We start from the raw sequence: 19,486 nt of genomic DNA, 5'->3' as shown, positions 1-19,486 counted from the left end.
TCTCTGTCCCTAAAAACAATCTTTCCGCTTCTTTGAAATTCCTTTATGTTAATTTGAGTCTGGAAATTTTGGGCAAAAAAAAATCCCGAAGGAAATTCGGGAAATTTGAGAGCCAACTACGGGACTTGAACCCGTGACCTCTTCCTTACCAAGGAAGCACTCTACCGCTGAGCTAAGTCGGCACTAACTAAAAAAAATCACACTAATCAGCGTGATTTTCTTTGAGCGGAAGACGAGGGTCGAACTCGCGACATTCAGCTTGGAAGGCTGACGCTCTACCAACTGAGCTACTTCCGCAATTTTGTTTCCAAAACTATTGGTAAACGCTTTGCAAATCTAGGAAAATCCTTTTAAATCTGCAAGATTTTTTTTAATATAAATTGTGGGAAGAGCAGGATTCGAACCTGCGAAGCCGAAGCAACTGAGTTACAGTCAGTCCCATTTAGCCACTCTGGAATCTTCCCAAAATATTATATTAAAATTGAGCCTCCAGAGGGACTCGAACCCACGACCTGCTGATTACAAATCAGCTGCTCTAGCCAACTGAGCTATGGAGGCAATTTTAATGTTACGACTGAAAGCTGTTGAGAAAATTCTACTCTGAGCTTTTCAGTTGTTTAAAAAAAATCACGCCTAAACTGGTGTGAAATTGAGCGGAAGACGAGGGTCGAACTCGCGACATTCAGCTTGGAAGGCTGACGCTCTACCAACTGAGCTACTTCCGCAATTTTGTTTCCAAAACTATTGGTTTAACGGTTTGCAAATCTAAGAAACTTTCTTTAAACCTGCAAGACTTTTTTTCTAAATATAAACTGTGGGAAGAGCAGGATTCGAACCTGCGAAGCCGAAGCAACTGAGTTACAGTCAGTCCCATTTAGCCACTCTGGAATCTTCCCGAATGTTTATATTAAAGAGCCTCCAGAGGGACTCGAACCCACGACCTGCTGATTACAAATCAGCTGCTCTAGCCAACTGAGCTATGGAGGCATAATAAAAAGAATTCAAAAGAACGCTGTTCCCTTTTTGCGATTGCAAAGATAGAACGGTTTTTTTGAATTCTCAAACTTTTTTATGACTTTTTTTATCTTTTTTTTCTACGCCATCTCTTTTTTCTTGATTAGTAGCTTTTTAGCTGTATCAACACAAAGGTCTAAACTTTCTTCAAAAGTTTCAGATGTCTTTTTTACTACGATATCGTCTCCCGGAACGGCTAAAATAAGTTCAGCAGTTTTGTTACTTCTATCCGAGGTATTTTCAACTTTTAGGAAGACCTTGCACTCATGAATTTTATCATAGAAGGTTTCCAATTTGCTTACTTTTTTGTCAATGTGTGATTCTAATGGTTCGTGTGGTGTTAAACCAATTGATTGAACTGTAATCTTCATAATTCTTCTTTTTTAGATGCTCTAGGGTGAGCCTGATTAAACACTTTTTTCAATTGTTCAATATTGGCATTCGTATAGACTTGAGTACTTGCAAGACTGGAATGCCCTAATATTTTTTTTACTTTGGAGATCTCCGCCCCATTATCCAAAACATGCGTAGCAAAGCTATGCCGAAGGATGTGAGGACTTCTTTTTTCTTTCGTTGTTACAAGACTAAGGTACTTATTAACTACCACATAAACAAATTTTTCTGAGAGTTTTTTACCCTTTTTATTGACAAAAAAATATGATTGATGGTCGTTCTCAGGTTGCCTTATTTCAAGATAACGTCTAAGCAGATCCGACAAGTCCTGGGAGATCGGAATAAAGCGTTCTTTATTTCCTTTTCCTATGACCTTTAGCTCGTTTCCGTCTAAATTAACATACTCAAACATCAGGCCACAAAGCTCGGCTTTACGGATCCCGGTCTGGTATAATACTTCAATAATGCATTTTTCAAGGATATCATCCGTCTTTAGTAGTATATCATCGCTCAGCGTCTGCATTTCTTCCTGAGAGATAGGAATCTGTTTTTCAGCATAAAACTTGAGAGAAGAGATGCTTTCGGTGGGAGAAACTTTGATCTCCCCTATTTTTAAAAGAAATAAATAAAAACTTCGGAGTGAAGACAATTTTCTATTGATGCTTCTTTTTGAAATATTATTTTCACTTAATTCAACGATAAAATTCCTGATCACTTTTTTATCTGCCCGGGAAATATCTTCGGAAGCTTCTGTTTTGAGATAGAAATGAGAAAAATCCTCAAGATCTTTTTTGTAGCTTGTAACGGTATGAGGCGAATACCTCTTTTCAAACTGTAAATATTCTAAATATTTATGCAACATCACGTAAGGTATAAAAACAAAAATCCACCTCTCAAATATACGAATATTTAAGAAGTGAATTTAGTATGTGGTTAAGAAAAATCTTAAGCCTGCTCTTCCTTGCTAAGCCCTCTTTGTTTGTAAGCGGCTTTCAGTCTAGATTGTCTTAAAGTTACAGAAGGCTTAATAAACGCTTGTCTAGATCTCAATTGACGAACTGTACCCGTTTTATCAAATTTTCTTTTATATTTTTTTAATGCTCTGTCGATGGATTCCCCATCTTTTACTGGAATTATTAACATATTTTACATCTCATTTTGGGTTGCAAAACTAGACATTTTTTATTAAACCACAAAATTTAACTCTGATTTAATAAAAAAAAAAGCAAATAACTTATCCACAAAAACACATCAGAATGTGGATAAGTATGCATTGCCATATAATCTAAACCTTATTTTATGTCTAAAAATCAATCCATTAGACATCATTTCATTTGAGAAAACATTGCCAAACTATCCTATGTCAGCATAATTCCAAAAAGTAGACTACATTATGAACGGTATATAAACAAAAAACTTTATCTTTGCAGTCACTTTATTCATGGGGTTGACTGGTTTCGACAGCAAGATCAATGGGTAAGTAAGCATGCAGAGAACCGTAGCGCGATCTCTTAAATCCCTTGCTACACAACTTTAACTGGCAACGAAGAGTTCGCTCTTGCAGCTTAATCCGAATAAAGTAAGATTCAAGCGCTTTCCCGAAGATAGTAAGGAAGCAAGATATCTCACAAATGCTCCGTTCTACGGCGTTTGATCCTGAGATATAGGAATGTAGAAATAAGGTTTCAGATGCTTTGGCTGAAACTCGAAAACCTCAGAAGATAAGCTGGATGTTGGGTGTCTGCCCTCTGCCTTCAGTCGAAAATCAATGGTAGAATAAGCATGTAGAAATCTTATGTGTTGCTTGTTTGGACGAGGGTTCGAATCCCTCCAACTCCACTAAAAGAGAGTCTGTCTTCAGACTCTCTTTTTTTATTACAAATCGTTCTTTAACTCCTTATATAAGATTACTGTAACATACCAATCGTAGTTGCCGTCATCTTAGATATCAAATCAACGCTATGTGGAGAGTCTGCTCGGCGGCAGACCGTACTGTTTCTTGAAAGCAAATGAAAAATGAAAAAAGTCTTCAAAACCGAGATCCAAATAGATATCCGTTGCCTTTTTGCCTTTTTCCAAAAGACAATGAGCTTCCTGAAGTCGTTTTTCGAGCAGCCATTTTCTAGGAGCAGTGCTGAATATCTTTTCAAAATAACGCAAAGTTTCTATCATAAGTTTAAAGCACTTAGTTCTTTTCCCCGCCTTTCAACAGTTTTCTTTAGATTTTTAAGAATTTCAATGCGTTCATCCACACTTGTTTTCGAGAATGTTTTAAAAGCTTCTTTTGCTGCTGCAATTGCATTCCTGGTATCATTTTCATCTTCCAAAATCACTTCTCCAATGTTTTCACGGTTCGTTGGATTGATCAAATCGAATATTTCAATTCCCTCTACTCCTACAAATTTGCCATTGAAGTAAGATTTGTCTATACGTTTCATCTTCCTTATTTTAATTGAACAGGATAAAGTTCTTACAATTCCCAAGTATGTACTTTGCTGCATGGCTCAATTCAACTTTATTAAAAAGATCAGAATCTATCTGTAAGTTCATCTATAATTGAGTTGATAAAAAGTAAAAAAGGCCTATCATTATTAAATTCAACAGAAATAAACCTGTTACGGAATATGATTATTTAATTCAATTCCTGACTTGAAATACGCTTGATTTACCTTTTACTGTAAACGATTTTTGCATCATCCCTAACCGAAATACCCATTCATTTTACTTATGACCTGCATAGTAAACATAAATAGCTGAAAACTAAAACACTAAAACTTCTTACTATAAAATAAGTATAGTCTACCCACAAAAAAGACTAAAAAAATGTTTTATCGTGAAGAATTTTATATATTTGCACCATCTAACAATTAAAAAAATAATTTACTATGTCAGACATTGCATCAAGAGTAAAAGCTATCATCGCTGATAAGCTTGACGTTGAAGAAACAGAAGTAACTCCTGAAGCTAGCTTCACTAACGATTTAGGAGCTGATTCATTGGATACCGTTGAGTTAATCATGGAATTTGAAAAAGAATTCAATATTCAAATCCCTGATGATCAGGCTGAAAAAATTACTACTGTAGGGCACGCTATCGCTTACATCGAAGAAGTAGTAAATAAATAATATTCTTCAACAAAAAAGAAAATTTTAAAAGTTTATGGAATTAAAAAGAGTAGTTGTAACCGGTTTTGGCGCAATAACACCAATTGGAAATAATGCAAAAGAATACTGGGAAAATCTTCTTAAAGGTGAGAGCGGTGCTGCTCCGATTACTCTTTTTGATGCCAAAAACTTTAAAACTAAATTCGCTTGCGAAGTAAAAGATTTCGATCCATTGCAGCATTTCGATAAGAAAGAAGCAAAGAAAATGGACCGAAATACTCAACTTGGGCTTGTAGCCGCAAGAGAAGCGGTAGCACACTCCAGAATTATGGAAGACAATGTTGATAAAAACAGAGTCGGAGTAATTTGGGGGTCAGGAATCGGAGGTTTAGAAACTTTCGAAACAGAGGTTTTAGGATGGGCGAATACGGAAATTCCAAGATTCAACCCATTCTTTATTCCTAAAATGATTGCGGATATCACTCCTGGACACATTTCCATTGAGTATGGTTTTCACGGGCCGAATTATACTACGGTATCTGCCTGTGCATCATCTGCCAATGCACTAATTGACTCCAAGATGATTATCCAGTTAGGAAAAGCTGACGTGATTGTATGCGGTGGCTCTGAAGCAGCCGTTACAGCAAGTGGTGTCGGTGGATTTAATGCGATGATGGCACTTTCTACAAGAAATGATGATCCTACCACAGCTTCAAGACCGTTTGATAAAGACAGAGACGGTTTTGTATTGGGCGAAGGTGCAGGATCTATTATCCTTGAAGAATATGAGCACGCGGTAAAACGTGGTGCTACCATTTATGCAGAATTATTAGGTGGCGGTATGAGTGCAGATGCACATCATATGACAGCCCCTCATCCTGAAGGCTTAGGCGCTTATCTGGTAATGAAAAACTGTCTGGAAGACGCAGGCTTAACTGCTGATGAAGTAGATCATATCAACATGCATGGTACCTCTACTCCATTAGGAGATATTGCAGAATCCAACGCAATTTCGAGATTATTGGGCGAGCACGCTTTTGATATTCAGATTAATTCTACAAAATCAATGACTGGTCACCTTTTGGGTGCTGCTGGTGTTATTGAGGCTATTGCTGCATTAGGAACTATTATTCATGGTATCGTTCCGCCTACCATCAACCATTTTACTGATGATGAAAATATTGACAAAAGATTGAATTTCACATTCAATACAGCTGTTAAGAAAGATGTAAAAGTAGCCATGAGCAATACTTTTGGATTTGGCGGGCACAATGCTTGCGTTCTATTTAAGAAAATCTAAATTCAATGAATGGAGTTACAGAAATACTTTTCTAAATTCCTTCTCAGACAAAGAAAAAGAAAATTAACGGAGAGAGACTACTTCCTTAGTACCGAGCTAAAAAAAATGCTGGGTTCAGAGGTTCAGAATGTTGCTCTTTACCGGGAAGCTTTTTCTTTAAAAAGTTCTTCTAAAAATCAAGACAGCAATTACGAACGACTTGAATTTTTGGGGGATTCTGTTTTGGGTACAATTATTTCCTGTCATCTGTTCCAGACCTATCCTCAGGCCAACGAAGGATATCTGACCCAGATGAAATCTAAAATTGTTAATAGGAAGAATCTTAATAAATTAGGTGAAGACCTGAAGCTTATCGATCTTTTGCAAAAGCAGGGATCCGCAGCGTTGGGCGAAAATATTTCCGGAAATTTATTTGAAGCACTCATCGGTGCGGTCTATCTCGACTTCCATTATGAAGCCTGTAAAAGGATCATTCTGGAAAGATTGCTGACGCCTACCGAAATTAATAAGCTTGAAAATAAAATTGTAAGCTACAAAGGCCTTCTGCTCGAATGGAGCCAGAAGAAAAAAGTAAATATAAAGTACGAAACCTGCGAAGAAATTCAGGCCAATAAAGCCATTGTATTCAGATGCCACGTCTGGTTGGGAGAAGAAAAAATTGCCAACGCGACGGAAACTTCCAAAAAGAAGGCAGAAGAAAAAGCAGCGCAGAGAGCATTTTATATTTTAAATAAAAAAGAAAACATACTTGGAAATCCAAAAACTTTATGATCTAGACGATATAGAATTTGAAGATATTGCCATAGGATTGGTAAGATTAGCAAAAGATGTACCTGCTCATGAGTTTTTCTACAAAATAAATCAAATCAACGGCCTTACCTTTTCCAGAAAGAAAGATGTGATTATTCACGGAGCGTATTATGATTATTATTTTCCGAGATTTGAAGCTTATCATAAGTTTACAAAGACGTGTTTTACATTCATTTCAAACCGGTCTTCGGAAAGTAAGCAAAAAAAACTGCAGACTGAGCTCTTTACAGAAGAAGAAAACATTAAATTTTTATTAAATAATCAGGTAGATGTAGAATATATTCTGCATACTTCGGAACAAATTCCTGATTTTTCCGTAATTTTGCTCCCGGAAAATCTTGTGTTTCCGATACAAGATTACACATTAGGTTCTGAAGAGGAACTTTATCAAATTATCCAGTATTATGAATAAGTATTTAAAGAAGACAAAAATTATTGCAACACTAGGACCAGCTTCGTCATCGAAGGAGGTAATGTTAGGACTGATGAAAGCAGGTGTTGATATTTTCAGAATAAATTTTTCACATGCAGACTACGACTTAGTTCGAAATAATATTGAAATTATCAGAGAGCTTAATAAGGAATATGGCTATTCTATAGGAATCTTAGGAGACCTGCAGGGCCCAAAACTTAGAGTAGGCGTTGTAAAAGAAGGTTCTTACCTGAACCCGGGAGACATTCTGACCTTTACCAATGAGAAAATAGAAGGTGATTCCACGAAGGTGTATATGACTTACCAGCAGTTTCCTCAGGACGTAAAAGTAGGGGAAAAAATCCTTATTGATGACGGAAAACTGATGTTGGAGGTTATTGAAACCAACGAAATAGATACAGTAAAAGCAAAAACCATCCAGGGTGGACCATTAAGCTCTAAAAAAGGAGTTAATTTACCTAATACGAACGTTTCTCTTCCAGCTTTAACGGAGAAGGATATCCAGGATGCTAATTTCATGCTTGATATGGAGGTTGACTGGATTGCATTGTCGTTCGTTCGTCATGCCCAGGATATTATCGATTTAAAAAAGTTGATCAATGCACATCCGAACGGTAAATTCAAAACACCAATCATTGCTAAGATCGAAAAGCCGGAAGGCGTTAAAAATATTGACGAAATTTTATTGGAATGTGACGGATTGATGGTTGCCCGTGGTGACCTTGGTGTAGAAGTTCCAATGGAAGAAGTTCCAGCGATCCAGAAAACTCTGGTAGAGAAGGCAAGATTCTATTCAAAGCCGGTGATTATTGCTACGCAGATGATGGAAACAATGATCAACAGTCTTACGCCTACCAGAGCGGAAGTAAATGACGTTGCCAACTCTGTATTGGACGGTGCGGATGCAGTAATGCTTTCAGGAGAAACTTCTGTAGGAAGATATCCGATTCAGGTCGTTGAAAACATGACGAAAATTGTAAAAAATATTGAAACCACTCATTTTTACCAACATAAAAATGAGCCTATGGAAAAAGATTACAACTGTATCGATGAAAGATTCATCACCAACAGAGTATGTCTTGCAGCGGTTAGAATTGCTAAAACAACGAATGTTTCTGCGATTGTTACCTTAACGCACTCAGGATATACCGCATTCCAGCTTGCCGCTCACCGACCGAATTCACAGATCATTGTATACAGTGGAAACAGAAGAGTGATCACAATGCTGAACCTTCTTTGGGGGGTTCATGCGTATTACTATGACATGAAGAAGTCTACGGATGAAACCATTATTCAGGTGAATATGCTGACTCACAACCACGGTTATATCGAAAGTGGTGATTTTGTCATCAATATCAATGCTACTCCATCTTACGAAGGCGGAAAAACTAATACATTGAGACTGACGACAGTTTAAGCAATAAGCAAAATTACTTTTTGACCAGATACAAAAAATTCCCGGAAATATCTATTTCCGGGAATTTTTATATTTTAATGCGTATAGTTTGTTACATTAATGCATTATACTTTTTACATCGTACATTATACAAATCAATTTCCAACGATCGTTCTCGCCGTTACAAACTCTTTTAAAGCCAATAAAGACAATTCCGTTCCATATCCTGAACCCTTGCTGCCACCGAATGGAAAACGTGGATCAGAGCTCGTCATTCGATTGATATTTACCGTTCCTGATTCCAGGTTTTCGATAAAGAATAACTGACGGTCTGCTTTCTTCGTCCACACGGAATTTGAAAGTCCGAAAGGAATATCATTGGCCATTTGTAAAGCTTCTTCATCACTTTTAGCGATCATTATCATTCCAAGAGGTCCAAAAAGTTCTTCTTTTAAAATAGGATTTCCTGCCTGAACACGAATTAAACCGGGTTTAAATTCATTTTCAGAAATTCTTTCCAAAGGAATAATAATTTCCGCACCATTTTCCAATGCCCTGTTGAATTGAGCTTCCAACTCATCGGCAAGGTCAGGTCTAGCCATTCCCGCTAATTTCGTTTCTTTATTTAAAGGATCTCCAACTTCATACGTTTTATATTCTTCAATGAATTTCGGCAAAAATTCACCTTCAATTTTTTCATCAATAATAAATCTTTTAGCGGCAGTACAAGTTTGTCCGCAATTTTGAAGTCTGGATTTCGCTCCTGCTTTTGCAGCAGCATCCAAATCTGCATCATCGAAAATAATGAAAGCATCACTTCCTCCCAATTCCAACAAAGATTTTTTGATATTTAAACCAGCAATTGAAGCGACTTCTCCACCAGCTTTTCCGCTACCTGTAAGACTCACTCCTTTTACAGCATCATGCTCAAGAATTTCTTTTACAGCTTTATGTCCCACTTCCAGATTCTGGAAAACACCTTCCGGAAAACCTGCCTCTAAAAGAACCTCTACAATGGCATTTCCACTTCCGAAACAAATTGAAGCGTGTTTCAGAACTACTGTATTTCCAGCCAAAATCGCAGGAACAGCAAATCTCAATACCTGCCAGAAAGGAAAATTCCAGGGCATTACTCCTAAAATCACACCTTTCGGAACATAATGAACTTCAGAATAAGAAAATTCAGATTCAACTTTTTCGGGTTTTAAAATATTTTCAGCATCTGCATAATAATTCATCATCAAAGCACATTTTTCTACCTCAGCAATCGCTTCTGAAATAGGTTTATTCATTTCAGTCGTAATGATTCTGCCGAATTTTTCCGAATTATTCTTTAAAATTTCTGCCGCTTTAGTGATTAGCTTTTGCTTTTCTTCAAACGGTACTTTTCTCCATTCTGAAAATGTCTTATCTGCTTGAATAAGCTTATTTTCAATTAACTGTTCCATAATCTAATTTCTGTTTTAAATTCAAAAATGAATTTATTAATGCCTTTATTCTAAAAGCATCGTGAAAGTAACAAATTTTGTTCCTTAAAGGGTAAATAAAGGAATGATTTTCTCTATTGAAATAATATAATTTTATCCTCAGATCATAAACCATTCATTCACAAGACACGCTGCAAGCCTCGCCGTTCTTTCCTGAATATCCAGGGAAGGATTGACTTCTGCTGCATCCAGCGCTATCAGTTTTTTGCTTTTCAAAATATGCCTGTATAAATGCATAAAAGGCGTATCTGCAAAGATACCATTATATGCGGAAGCAGAAACTCCCGGAGCGATTGATGCGTTGAAAACATCCATACAGATGGTAAGGTAGATAAAATCTACACTTTCCATCAGTTCATCAATGCGCTGATAGATTGAAGGAAGATTTTCAAAAAAGAGTTCATCGGCAAGGATATATTTCATTCCGTACTGATGGGCTGTATCAAACAGTTTCAGGGTATTCGAATTTCTCTGAATCCCGATGTGCAGCGAGTTGATCTGTCCTTCCTGTGCAATCTGCCAGAATCCGGTTCCTGAGCTTGCTCCTACCCCATTCTCCGGCTGTCTGTTGTCAAAATGAGCATCGATATTGATGATCCCGATCTTTTGTTCCGGGAAGGCTGTTTTCACGCCTAAATAGTGGGCATAAGTCACCTCATGGCCTCCGCCCAAAACAAGTGATTTTCCTCCTTTCAGCAGTACTTTTGATACGTTTTTAGCAAGACTGTTCTGGCTACTTTCCAGGTCACCGTTTTCACAGGTCACATTCCCAAAATCCAGAAGGGAAAAATCCGGGCGGATGACAGGAAAGTTAGACATATTCTTTCGGATCACATCCGGAGCGTCTTTCGCGCCCTGTCGTCCTTTATTCCGTCTCACTCCTTCATCTACAGCAAAACCATGCAGCACAAAATCATCTGCCGCAATATGGTCGTAATTATGTTCTTCTTTAACTCTTTGGAATATTCTGTGGAAAAGAAGTTCTTCCCCGTCTAGTCTGCCTTGCCAAGTGTCCTGAAACATAGGTTTTAAATTAAATTTTAGTTACATCGTTTTATCCGGTAAATCTAAATAATATTGTTTAGATATTAAAACGCTCCTGTATTCATTTTCAACAGCTTTCCATGACATCTGTCATTCCACGGAGATGTCCTTTTCAGGTCATTCTTTTCCCTGATTGGCATTACTGCTGATGAACATTTCGTTGCGTTCTTCTGAAACAATTTCCAGGAATCGCTCGTAATGCTTGAGTACATCGGAAATCAGTTCATTTTTGGTAAAATACTGCACATCGTATCCTTCCCTTCCATCTCCAAAATAGGATCTTGGATAGTGGGTTTTCTTATCATCCAGATCGGGAAGATTTTCTTCATTCATCATGTATTCAGAAACAGTTTTCACCTTATTTTCAACTCCATAGATAAAATTATTGACCACGCCCTGGTGAATTTCTATTTCTGTTCTGACAGGATTTTCGTAATGATTAATTTTTGCATCGATCCCATTGGCTGCAAATTCCTGCTGCAGATCTGTAAAGGCTTCTTTTGTTTTCACCTGAATAAAATGATCTACCGAAGAATTATCTTTAAAGGAAACAATGTTTTTTAAACGCTCTTTCCAAAATTCGCCTGACCATGGAACGGTGGATGCAGAAAAGTTGGTATCATAGTATTTCTGATCGATAATAAGTCCCTTCATTAAGCTTACTATAAATAAAAGGACAATGATTGAAAAGGGCAATGCCGTAATTAAAGTCATACTTTGAAGGGCTTTTAAACCACCTGCATTTAATAATAAAAGGGAAAGCACCGCGAGCAAAATACCCCAGAATACAATTTGCCATTTAGGAGATTTTTTTGCATTTTTAGTAGCGATACTGTTCATCACAAATATTCCTGAATCGGCGGATGTCACGAAGAAAATAATGATGATGGCAATAACAAAAAATCCGGTCAGGGTTGACAAAGGCATATATTCTAAAAATCGGAACATCAATGCATCAGGATCGGATGCCATCTGACTTAATTTTCCGTTGGCCACATTCAGATCGAACCAAATAGCACTGTTTCCGAACACAGACATCCAGATAAAATTGAATAAGGTAGGAAGTACCAAAACTGCCAGAATAAATTCCCTGATGGTTCTCCCTTTGGAAATTCGAGCGATAAATAACCCTACATAAGGCGACCATGAAATCCACCACGCCCAGTATAAAATAGTCCAGTCATAAAACCAAGGCAACGCATTTTTTTCGTAAACGTGGGTATTGAAGGTAAGATTGAAAAAATTATTAATGTAGTTTCCCAATCCATCGGTAAAGCTTCCTATTAAATAGACCGTTGGCCCTAATATCAGTACAAAAAGTAAGAGGATAATGACGCCCATTACATTGATATTGCTTAAAATCTTTACGCCTTTATCTACTCCGCTAATCGCTGAAAATACAGAAAGAGAAATAAGGCTGATCACAATAATCACCTGATTGGTAAAACTATTTTCCGCAGTGATATGAAGTATATTTAGTCCTGAACTGATCTGTACCACTCCAAATCCTAACGTCGTGGTCAATCCAAAGAAGGTACAGCATAATGCAAACACATCAATTGCATTTCCCCATTTACCATTAATCTTATCTTTCAGCAATGGATAAAAGCAGCTTCGTAATGAAAGCGGCAATCTGTACCGGTAAGCAAAATATGATAAGGAAAGTCCTACCACTCCATAAATGGCCCAGGCATGAATTCCCCAGTGAAAAAAAGTATATAGCTGTGCCTGTTTTGCCCTGCTAACGTAATGATTATCTGCAAAAACTTCGGAAGAATAGTGTTGCATGGGTTCTGCCACACTAAAATAAATCAGTCCGATTCCCATCCCTGCTGCAAACAGCATTGAAATCCAGGAAAAGAATGAATATTCAGGTTTGCTATCGTTAGCCCCCAGCTTAATGTTCGCATATTTACTAAACAGCAGATACACTAAAAAGATCACAAACAGAGTGACCGCCCAGACATACACCCAGTTCAGATTAACAAATATGAACTGTTTAATCTCATTCAGGATATTTTCTGTCGGCTTAGGATATAGGGCCGAAAGAAAACATGTTCCAATAATAAAAATCAGACTTGGGATGGTTACCCCTTTATTGAAAGTAGATTTTACATTTTTAAATTTCATCATATTTATTTTCGTATTAATATTGACAGACACCTGGCATAGCCCCGGTAGAAGTACTCAAAGAAATAATATGACTGCGTTATTTTCCTTATCAAGGATGTACTTAAGAACTATAGAAAATTACTGTTTTATACAATGAATCAACAGTAATGGGGTCACAATATAAGAAAACTTATATAAAAAATAAAAATCGAAGACTGTTATTCCGTCTCATCTGCCTTCCGAAAAAAAAAATCTGATTTAATTTACATTATAGTGTTCAAAGCTCTGCCAGTATTTATCTTTATAAATTTCGAGGGAAATTTTATATTGAGGGTTTTCTTTTATGATCTGATCAAAAACTTTAGAAGGCTGCCTAAAATCTTTGCTCGCGAAGTAAATACTTTTACAACTGTCTGCTGTTTCTCTCCCGATGTACAGATGCCCATCTTTAGGATTGAGAACTTCCACTGCATAATCTTCGATGATGTTCATGGTATTGTAATCTTTTTCTTCCGGGAAACCATCGTTTTTGCTTCCGTCATAAGAAAATTTCAGGACTGAGATCCAAGGATAGGAAGCTTTTGCATCATATTTTAATAAAGAAGCATTCACCGTAGCCATAAGCGGCATCCCATTTTCTAAAGTTGCCTCAAGAAGAGAAAACTGGTTTTCATTTTCTAAAATTTGCGAATCTTTATACTTTTCTGTAAATTCTCTTTCTCTCCAGAGAAGAAATTCTCTTAGTTTTTCTATCGGAATCAGTTCCTGCTCTGCTTCGTTTTTACCGATAATGCTAAAGGTATCAATTTGAGTGGCAAAATTCAGCTCGCCCAGGAAGTTATCCAGAAAAATACAGATTCCCGTCGTAGCTGATTCTCTGTTTTCTTCGGTTAAATTTTCATAAACAAAGGCCAGGTCTATTTCATCCGGATAACCATCTATGTCGTTTGAATAAAAGTAAATATTGTTTTTTGTAAACTCACAGTCATTCATTCTCACCCCAACATTTTCAATATCTGTTTCAGGTTTGAGAGCGGTAAACTTCCAGTGATCAAGCTGTGGAGCAGCGGCAATAAGTTCTTCTGCAAAAATTATTTTTTTCACATCTCCTTCTACCGTAATAATAAGTTCTGCTATATTTTCATCACTCATTCCTGCAAGGAAATAATAGCCATCGTTGATCTTGCGAAGTTCGGGAGATATGATATCAAAAAACTGATCTTCAATATGTTCTCTCCCTTTTACCACTTCAAAAAAAATCTTTTCTTTGGTCAAAAACCAATCCCAAAACTCCTTATAGGTTCTGGTCTCTTTTTCCGGCTGTTTTTTGCCCAGAAGTTTATCAAATAATCCCATACTTAATGAACTTGATTTCCACTGATATAAACATTCTCAGCATTGAGACTTCCCTGATTGTAAAGCACATTCTGGAAATTATCCGTTTTAAAAGTCACAAAATCTGCTTTTTTACCGGCTTCCAGTTTTCCTATGTCTTCAAGACCTAAGGCATACGCTGCACGGAAGGTCATTCCTGCTAACACCTCAGCTGTTGTCAGTTTTTCAAATGTTGCTAAAATGGAAGCCTGGGTAATTAAATTTCCCATGGGGGCAGATCCTGGATTCCAGTCACTGGCAATCGCTACGATGGCACCTGCATCCAATAATTTTCTGGCCGGTGTGAATTTTTCTCCCAATCCTAAACTTGCTCCCGGAAGTGCTGTTGCTACAGTATCTGATTTAGCTAAAAACTCAATATCTTCATCAATAGTCGCTTCCAGATGGTCTGCAGATTTAGCCCCTACTTCTACTGCAATTCTTGAACTTCCCGGTGTAAACTGGTCTGCATGAACAGTAATATCAAAACCTAAATCCTTAGTTTTAAGTAAAAAATATTTACTTTCTTCAGGCTGGAAAGCAGATTTCTCAATAAATATATCTACACGTGTTGCAAGTTCTTCTTCTTTGACTTTAGGCAAGATTTCGGTAAGGATATACTCTAAATATTCCGGATTGCTTCCTTCAAAATCTCTTGGCTTCAGGTGTGCAGAAAGACATGTAGGAACCAGTTTAGCTTCGGTCTTTCCTTGTGCTTTTTTAATTATCCTAAGCATTTTCAGTTCATTCTCTACATCCAATCCGTAACCGCTTTTTACTTCAATGGTTGTAATTCCCAATGATATCAGGAAGTTGATTCTTTCCAGCAAAGTTTTTAGTAATTCTTCTTCTGAAGCATTTCTTGTGTGTTGTACAGAACTCCAGATTCCCCCACCGCTTTCAGCAATTTCCAGATATGTTTTTCCTGCATTACGCATGGCAAAATCATTGGCCCGGTTTCCTCCAAAACAGATATGAGTATGTGAATCCACCAATCCGGGAAGAACAATCTGCTCTCCTTCAATGGTTTCTATGTTTATATTTTGATTTTCAGATTTCAGTGTTTCGAAATTTCCAATTTCCTGGATGGTCCCGTCATTCACTACAATTCCTCCGTCTACGACAATATCGATCTGCTCATCGGAAAGTTTTCCTCTTAAAGGAAGATTGGCCAATGTTACGATCTGTTTGAAAGGTCCTATTAATTTCATTAGTTAGGTTTAGATTAAGATTAAGGCTAAGATTGTTTAGGTATAGATTAAGTTTGACTGTTATTCTTTAGATAATTCGTAATTTTATTTAAATCGAATATCACTTCATCAATCAATATCTGTATTTCTAAACAATCATTTTCTGAAAAATATTTTACCCTGTTTCCATACATCAAATGACTTTTAGTTTCAAATGCTGAGCCTCTGGAAATATCATAGAACCTGCTTTTATCTTTAGCAGTCCTTCTTCCAAAACCTTCGGCAATATTTGCAGCAATACTTTGCGCAGACCTTCTTAGTTGCGAAGTGAGTGCATAGTCTTCCTCTTTAGGTAAGTCAGCAGATATAAGGAAACACCGTTCAGCAATATCCATTGCTTTTTGCCAAACAGGCATTTCGGTAAAATCTTTTATCAATTTATTATGTCTATTTTTCCTCTCAAAAATACTTAAAATATATTAATATCCTCAATCTAAATTAGCTTCTGCCTTTACCTTAGCCTCTATCTCAGCCTCACTATTCGCCTTTTTCCTATCCTTGAATTTTCTTAATCTAAACCTCAACCTTAGTCTAAATTTGCTATCTTTGAGGTAAATGAAATGAATTAATGCCAGATTTTTTACATCCAGATAAGGAAAACTACTCGCATGAAGAGCTTATGCAGGAAGAGCAGATCCGTCCCCAGAGTTTTAAAGACTTTGCCGGGCAGAGAAAAACTTTGGAAAACCTTGAAGTTTTCGTGAGTGCTGCCAAACGACGCGGTGGAGCTCTCGATCATGTACTTCTGCACGGTCCGCCGGGTCTGGGTAAAACAACTTTAGCCAATATTATCGCTAATGAACTTGGCGTAGGCTGTAAAATTACTTCCGGTCCTGTTTTGGATAAACCGGGAAGTTTAGCAGGCTTGCTTACGAATCTGGAAGAAAATGACGTTCTTTTTATTGATGAGATTCACCGTCTTTCTCCTATTGTAGAAGAATATCTGTATTCTGCTATGGAGGATTATAAGATAGACATTATGCTGGAAACCGGCCCTAATGCAAGAAGTGTTCAGATTGGTCTGAATCCTTTTACATTGGTGGGAGCAACTACAAGAAGCGGAATGCTGACGAAGCCGATGTTGGCAAGATTCGGGATCCAGAGCAGACTTGAGTATTATTCGGTTGAGCTTTTATCGATGATTATTCAGAGGAGTTCAAGGGTTTTAGGAAGTAAGATTTATGAAGATGCAGCGATAGAAATCGCGAGAAGAAGCCGTGGAACTCCGAGAATTGCGAACGCTCTGTTAAGAAGGGTACGTGATTTTGCTGAGATCAAAGGAAATGGTGAAATTGAGATCAACATTACCAAATATGCATTGAATTCTCTTAATGTCGATGAGTTCGGATTGGATGAAATGGATAATAAGATCATGCGTGTCATGATAGAAAATTTTAAAGGAAAACCTGTAGGAATTTCTGCGCTGGCTACTTCTATTGCTGAAAACCCTGAAACATTAGAAGAGGTTTACGAACCTTTTTTGATTCAGGAAGGATTCATTATCAGAACACCAAGAGGAAGAGAAGTGACCGACAAAGCCTATAAGCATTTAAATATAGCCATCCCGAGAAGTCCCGGAGAATTATTTTAACCATCTATGTTTATTCCAAAACTATACAGAAGTGAAGATTACAATCTGATGAAAGAAATCATCAGGGAAAATGCTTTTGCTTTACTTATTTCTTCGGTTGAAAAAATAAGGGCTACTCATTCTATGATGATGCTTAATGAAGATGATCCTGAGAATATGTTTGTGGAAACTCATATTTCAAGAGCTAACCCTCAGGCAAAAATATTAAAGGACGGAGATGAAGTTCTGTGCGATTTTCTAGGTGCTCATACGTATATCTCAAGCAGCTGGTACGACCATATGAATGTTTCAACATGGAATTATGAAGCGGTACAGATCCACGGAAAGGTACAACTGATGAATCATGACGAATTGTATCAGCATCTGGAAAAATTAACGTCCAAATATGAAAATTTTCAGAAGTGTCCGGTGATGGTGAAAGATATGGGAAGGGAATTTGTAGAAAAGGAAATGAAAGGCGCTTTCGGGCTGAAAATAATTCCGACAGAAATATTCATCAAGCAAAAACTTTCTCAGAACAGAAAAGAGCATGATTTTCAAAATATCATTTCGGAGCTTGAAAATTCTGATGAGAACGGAAGAAAGATTGCTGAAAAAATGAAATTAATAAAGAAATAATAATCAAAATATATATGAAATTATATCCTATACAATGTGGAAAATTTAAACTGGATGGCGGTGCCATGTTTGGAGTCGTCCCAAAGAGTTTGTGGGAAAAAACCAATCCTGCAGACGAAAAAAACCTAATTGAACTGGGAACAAGATCCCTGCTTATAGAAGACGGCAAGAAACTGATTCTTGTGGACTGCGGTCTTGGTAATAAACAAGATGATAAATTCTTCGGTCATTATTCTCTTTGGGGAGATGACAGTCTTGATAAAAATTTAAAGAAATTCGGTTTTGTAAAAGAGGATATCACCGATGTTTTCCTTACTCACCTTCACTTCGACCATTGCGGAGGTGCCATCGAATGGAATGACGACAGAACAGGATACAGACCCGCTTTTAAAAATGCCCAGTTCTGGACCAATGAAAACCACTGGAAATGGGCTACAGAGCCTAATCCAAGAGAAAAAGCAAGTTTCCTGAAGGAGAATATCCTTCCGATACAGGAAAGTGGGCAACTTAACTTTTTACCTCTTCCTACTACAGGGAACTACGGTTTTGCGCCTGATTTGAAAATGGATGTGATCTTTGTAGACGGACATACGGAAAAGCAGATGCTTCCGGTAATCCAATACCAGGAAAAAACAATTGTTTTCGCTGCAGACCTTATTCCTACGGCAGGACATATCAACCAGGTTTATGTGATGGGATATGATACCAGACCTCTTCTTACTATGGAAGAAAAAGGAAAGTTTCTGAAACAGTGCGTAGATAATGAATATTTACTGTTCTTTGAACATGACGCTCGCAATGAGTTAGCGAGCCTTAAAATGACTGAAAAAGGAGTAAGATTAGATGAAATTCACAGTTTTAATGACGTTTTTGGATATTAACTTTTGATTATGGAAGAATTACATTCAGAGACACAGAAAGCAGAACCGGAACCATCACCCAAGATCATTGGGCTTACCGGCGGTATAGGCTCAGGAAAGACTACTGTAGCCCATTTTATTGAGGAGTTTGGATTCCCAGTTTATTATTCTGATGACAGGGCCAAAACCATTGTAAATGACAGTGAAGACCTAAAAATAAAGATCAAAGAATTGCTGGGCGAAGAAGCTTATGATTCAAATGGTTTTTACAATAGAAAATATGTAGCAGAAAAGGTGTTTAACAATAATGATCTGCTTCATGAATTGAACGAAATCATTCATCCCGCTGTAAAGATTGATTTTGAAGAATGGCTGAAAAAACAGACCAAGTATTTAGTCTTCAAAGAAACAGCGTTATTGTTTGAATTAAAACTGAACAGACAGTGCTACCAATCTCTTCTGGTGACTGCAGAAGATAATATCAGAACCAAAAGGGTAATGGACAGAGACGGAAAAACCTACCGTGAAGTAGAATCCGTCATGGAAAAGCAAATGCCTGAAAAGGATAAGATCAAACTAGCAGACTGTATTATTTATAACAACACCAACCTGGAGGATCTTAAGGAACAGACCGAACGGATCATTTTCAGTATTGAATAAAAAGAACCTCGTTAGAAATACTCTAACGAGGTTTTTAATG

Annotated in this window: 20 protein-coding genes, 7 tRNA genes and 1 other RNA gene; 10 read left to right on the top strand and 18 right to left on the bottom strand. The window is 37.2% G+C overall.

Features of this window, described 5'->3' with window-relative positions; translation table 11 throughout:
- Positions 1 to 110: 110 nt before the first annotated feature.
- The 10 genes from NZD88_RS07680 to rpsU all read right to left on the bottom strand — a co-directional run bounded on the left by NZD88_RS07680 (position 111) and on the right by rpsU (position 2,550).
- A tRNA-Thr gene (locus NZD88_RS07680) sits at positions 111 to 182 on the bottom strand.
- Positions 183 to 224: 42 nt separating this feature from the next.
- A tRNA-Gly gene (locus NZD88_RS07675) sits at positions 225 to 297 on the bottom strand.
- Positions 298 to 383: 86 nt separating this feature from the next.
- Positions 384 to 464: transfer RNA gene (locus NZD88_RS07670), tRNA-Tyr, on the bottom strand.
- A gap of 20 nt (positions 465 to 484) precedes the next feature.
- A tRNA-Thr gene (locus NZD88_RS07665) sits at positions 485 to 558 on the bottom strand.
- Positions 559 to 652: 94 nt separating this feature from the next.
- Positions 653 to 725: transfer RNA gene (locus NZD88_RS07660), tRNA-Gly, on the bottom strand.
- Positions 726 to 815: 90 nt separating this feature from the next.
- Positions 816 to 896: transfer RNA gene (locus NZD88_RS07655), tRNA-Tyr, on the bottom strand.
- Positions 897 to 913: 17 nt separating this feature from the next.
- A tRNA-Thr gene (locus NZD88_RS07650) sits at positions 914 to 987 on the bottom strand.
- 107 nt (positions 988 to 1,094) lie between these two features.
- Complete coding sequence (locus NZD88_RS07645; protein WP_073329672.1) at positions 1,095 to 1,385, bottom strand: HPF/RaiA family ribosome-associated protein; 291 nt, start codon at positions 1,383 to 1,385, stop codon at positions 1,095 to 1,097.
- Positions 1,382 to 2,269, bottom strand: coding sequence for a tyrosine-type recombinase/integrase (locus tag NZD88_RS07640; protein WP_259828520.1), 888 nt, complete (start codon positions 2,267 to 2,269; stop codon positions 1,382 to 1,384). Before NZD88_RS07640 ends, NZD88_RS07645 begins: the two co-directional genes overlap by 4 nt.
- Before the next feature lie 83 nt (positions 2,270 to 2,352).
- A complete protein-coding gene (gene rpsU / locus NZD88_RS07635; protein WP_034723363.1) occupies positions 2,353 to 2,550 on the bottom strand; it encodes a 30S ribosomal protein S21 in 198 nt (65 codons plus the stop codon).
- Positions 2,551 to 2,850: 300 nt separating this feature from the next.
- Here rpsU and ssrA point away from each other — a divergent pair.
- Positions 2,851 to 3,249, top strand: a transfer-messenger RNA (tmRNA) gene (gene ssrA, locus NZD88_RS07630).
- Between the two features lie 117 nt (positions 3,250 to 3,366).
- On the opposite strand, the gene NZD88_RS07625 is transcribed toward ssrA, so the two are convergent.
- Entirely contained in the window at positions 3,367 to 3,579 is a 213-nt protein-coding gene (locus NZD88_RS07625) for a helix-turn-helix domain-containing protein (protein WP_259828519.1), read from the bottom strand.
- Positions 3,576 to 3,845: an aldehyde dehydrogenase family protein gene (locus NZD88_RS07620; RefSeq protein ID WP_259828518.1), complete on the bottom strand. Its 270-nt coding sequence runs from the start codon at positions 3,843 to 3,845 to the stop codon at positions 3,576 to 3,578. The genes NZD88_RS07625 and NZD88_RS07620 overlap by 4 nt, the downstream gene beginning before the upstream one ends.
- 447 nt (positions 3,846 to 4,292) lie before the next feature.
- On the opposite strand from NZD88_RS07620, the gene NZD88_RS07615 reads away from it, so the two are divergent.
- Genes NZD88_RS07615 through pyk form a run of 5 tightly spaced genes read left to right on the top strand, consistent with a single transcriptional unit; the run spans position 4,293 to position 8,471 of the window.
- Positions 4,293 to 4,532 carry an acyl carrier protein gene (locus NZD88_RS07615; RefSeq protein ID WP_002976354.1) on the top strand — a complete coding sequence of 80 codons (240 nt, stop codon included), beginning with the start codon at positions 4,293 to 4,295 and terminating at the stop codon, positions 4,530 to 4,532.
- Between the two features lie 34 nt (positions 4,533 to 4,566).
- Positions 4,567 to 5,811 (top strand): beta-ketoacyl-ACP synthase II, encoded by a 1,245-nt coding sequence (gene fabF / locus NZD88_RS07610; protein WP_073329594.1) that lies wholly within the window; start codon positions 4,567 to 4,569, stop codon positions 5,809 to 5,811.
- Positions 5,812 to 5,820: 9 nt separating this feature from the next.
- Positions 5,821 to 6,582 (top strand): ribonuclease III, encoded by a 762-nt coding sequence (gene rnc / locus NZD88_RS07605; RefSeq protein ID WP_259828517.1) that lies wholly within the window; start codon positions 5,821 to 5,823, stop codon positions 6,580 to 6,582.
- Entirely contained in the window at positions 6,560 to 7,033 is a 474-nt protein-coding gene (locus NZD88_RS07600) for an IPExxxVDY family protein (protein ID WP_259828516.1), read from the top strand. The genes rnc and NZD88_RS07600 overlap by 23 nt, the downstream gene beginning before the upstream one ends.
- Positions 7,026 to 8,471 carry a pyruvate kinase gene (gene pyk / locus NZD88_RS07595; protein WP_169232916.1) on the top strand — a complete coding sequence of 482 codons (1,446 nt, stop codon included), beginning with the start codon at positions 7,026 to 7,028 and terminating at the stop codon, positions 8,469 to 8,471. The genes NZD88_RS07600 and pyk overlap by 8 nt, the downstream gene beginning before the upstream one ends.
- Positions 8,472 to 8,605: 134 nt before the next feature.
- Here pyk and NZD88_RS07590 read toward each other — a convergent pair whose 3' ends face one another.
- From NZD88_RS07590 to NZD88_RS07565, 6 genes are all read right to left on the bottom strand, one after another.
- Complete coding sequence (locus tag NZD88_RS07590; RefSeq protein ID WP_259828515.1) at positions 8,606 to 9,898, bottom strand: aldehyde dehydrogenase family protein; 1,293 nt, start codon at positions 9,896 to 9,898, stop codon at positions 8,606 to 8,608.
- A gap of 138 nt (positions 9,899 to 10,036) precedes the next feature.
- Positions 10,037 to 10,960, bottom strand: a complete 924-nt coding sequence (gene hutG / locus NZD88_RS07585; RefSeq protein WP_259828514.1) for a formimidoylglutamase — start codon at positions 10,958 to 10,960, stop codon at positions 10,037 to 10,039.
- A 138-nt stretch (positions 10,961 to 11,098) separates the two neighbouring features.
- Positions 11,099 to 13,114 (bottom strand): BCCT family transporter, encoded by a 2,016-nt coding sequence (locus NZD88_RS07580; protein ID WP_259828513.1) that lies wholly within the window; start codon positions 13,112 to 13,114, stop codon positions 11,099 to 11,101.
- A gap of 237 nt (positions 13,115 to 13,351) precedes the next feature.
- Positions 13,352 to 14,449, bottom strand: a complete 1,098-nt coding sequence (locus NZD88_RS07575; protein WP_259828512.1) for a DUF695 domain-containing protein — start codon at positions 14,447 to 14,449, stop codon at positions 13,352 to 13,354.
- A gap of 2 nt (positions 14,450 to 14,451) precedes the next feature.
- Positions 14,452 to 15,678 carry an imidazolonepropionase gene (gene hutI / locus NZD88_RS07570; protein ID WP_259828511.1) on the bottom strand — a complete coding sequence of 409 codons (1,227 nt, stop codon included), beginning with the start codon at positions 15,676 to 15,678 and terminating at the stop codon, positions 14,452 to 14,454.
- 47 nt (positions 15,679 to 15,725) lie between these two features.
- The gene (locus NZD88_RS07565) at positions 15,726 to 16,094 is read right to left on the bottom strand and encodes a four helix bundle protein (RefSeq protein WP_259828510.1); all 369 of its coding nucleotides are present in this window, start codon (positions 16,092 to 16,094) and stop codon (positions 15,726 to 15,728) included.
- A gap of 191 nt (positions 16,095 to 16,285) precedes the next feature.
- Here NZD88_RS07565 and ruvB point away from each other — a divergent pair, with 191 nt between their 5' ends.
- Genes ruvB through coaE form a run of 4 tightly spaced genes read left to right on the top strand, consistent with a single transcriptional unit; the run spans position 16,286 to position 19,446 of the window.
- Entirely contained in the window at positions 16,286 to 17,308 is a 1,023-nt protein-coding gene (gene ruvB / locus NZD88_RS07560; protein WP_073329578.1) for a Holliday junction branch migration DNA helicase RuvB, read from the top strand.
- A gap of 6 nt (positions 17,309 to 17,314) precedes the next feature.
- On the top strand, positions 17,315 to 17,926 hold the full coding sequence (locus tag NZD88_RS07555) for an FMN-binding negative transcriptional regulator (protein ID WP_259828509.1): 612 nt from the start codon (positions 17,315 to 17,317) through the stop codon (positions 17,924 to 17,926).
- A 14-nt stretch (positions 17,927 to 17,940) separates the two neighbouring features.
- Positions 17,941 to 18,807 carry an MBL fold metallo-hydrolase gene (locus NZD88_RS07550; protein ID WP_259828508.1) on the top strand — a complete coding sequence of 289 codons (867 nt, stop codon included), beginning with the start codon at positions 17,941 to 17,943 and terminating at the stop codon, positions 18,805 to 18,807.
- Positions 18,808 to 18,816: 9 nt separating this feature from the next.
- Positions 18,817 to 19,446, top strand: a complete 630-nt coding sequence (gene coaE, locus NZD88_RS07545; protein WP_259828507.1) for a dephospho-CoA kinase — start codon at positions 18,817 to 18,819, stop codon at positions 19,444 to 19,446.
- The last annotated feature ends 40 nt before the right edge of the window (positions 19,447 to 19,486 follow it).

This window comes from Chryseobacterium pyrolae (assembly GCF_025153485.1).
Classification (GTDB): Bacteria; Bacteroidota; Bacteroidia; order Flavobacteriales; family Weeksellaceae; genus Chryseobacterium; species Chryseobacterium antibioticum.
The sequence above is the reverse complement of the archived record's forward strand: the minus strand, read 5'-3'. Positions and strand labels throughout refer to the sequence as shown.

What these genes read in the sequence shown, in the direction of transcription:
- NZD88_RS07645 (WP_073329672.1), bottom strand. Translation starts at nt 1,385, where the DNA reads ATGAAGATTACAGTTCAATCAATTGGTTTAACACCACACGAACCATTA.
- NZD88_RS07640 (WP_259828520.1), bottom strand. Translation starts at nt 2,269, where the DNA reads ATGTTGCATAAATATTTAGAATATTTACAGTTTGAAAAGAGGTATTCG.
- rpsU (WP_034723363.1), bottom strand. Translation starts at nt 2,550, where the DNA reads ATGTTAATAATTCCAGTAAAAGATGGGGAATCCATCGACAGAGCATTA.
- NZD88_RS07625 (WP_259828519.1), bottom strand. Translation starts at nt 3,579, where the DNA reads ATGATAGAAACTTTGCGTTATTTTGAAAAGATATTCAGCACTGCTCCT.
- NZD88_RS07620 (WP_259828518.1), bottom strand. Translation starts at nt 3,845, where the DNA reads ATGAAACGTATAGACAAATCTTACTTCAATGGCAAATTTGTAGGAGTA.
- NZD88_RS07615 (WP_002976354.1), top strand. Translation starts at nt 4,293, where the DNA reads ATGTCAGACATTGCATCAAGAGTAAAAGCTATCATCGCTGATAAGCTT.
- fabF (WP_073329594.1), top strand. Translation starts at nt 4,567, where the DNA reads ATGGAATTAAAAAGAGTAGTTGTAACCGGTTTTGGCGCAATAACACCA.
- rnc (WP_259828517.1), top strand. Translation starts at nt 5,821, where the DNA reads ATGGAGTTACAGAAATACTTTTCTAAATTCCTTCTCAGACAAAGAAAA.
- pyk (WP_169232916.1), top strand. Translation starts at nt 7,026, where the DNA reads ATGAATAAGTATTTAAAGAAGACAAAAATTATTGCAACACTAGGACCA.
- NZD88_RS07590 (WP_259828515.1), bottom strand. Translation starts at nt 9,898, where the DNA reads ATGGAACAGTTAATTGAAAATAAGCTTATTCAAGCAGATAAGACATTT.
- hutG (WP_259828514.1), bottom strand. Translation starts at nt 10,960, where the DNA reads ATGTTTCAGGACACTTGGCAAGGCAGACTAGACGGGGAAGAACTTCTT.
- NZD88_RS07580 (WP_259828513.1), bottom strand. Translation starts at nt 13,114, where the DNA reads ATGATGAAATTTAAAAATGTAAAATCTACTTTCAATAAAGGGGTAACC.
- NZD88_RS07575 (WP_259828512.1), bottom strand. Translation starts at nt 14,449, where the DNA reads ATGGGATTATTTGATAAACTTCTGGGCAAAAAACAGCCGGAAAAAGAG.
- hutI (WP_259828511.1), bottom strand. Translation starts at nt 15,678, where the DNA reads ATGAAATTAATAGGACCTTTCAAACAGATCGTAACATTGGCCAATCTT.
- ruvB (WP_073329578.1), top strand. Translation starts at nt 16,286, where the DNA reads ATGCCAGATTTTTTACATCCAGATAAGGAAAACTACTCGCATGAAGAG.
- NZD88_RS07555 (WP_259828509.1), top strand. Translation starts at nt 17,315, where the DNA reads ATGTTTATTCCAAAACTATACAGAAGTGAAGATTACAATCTGATGAAA.
- NZD88_RS07550 (WP_259828508.1), top strand. Translation starts at nt 17,941, where the DNA reads ATGAAATTATATCCTATACAATGTGGAAAATTTAAACTGGATGGCGGT.
- coaE (WP_259828507.1), top strand. Translation starts at nt 18,817, where the DNA reads ATGGAAGAATTACATTCAGAGACACAGAAAGCAGAACCGGAACCATCA.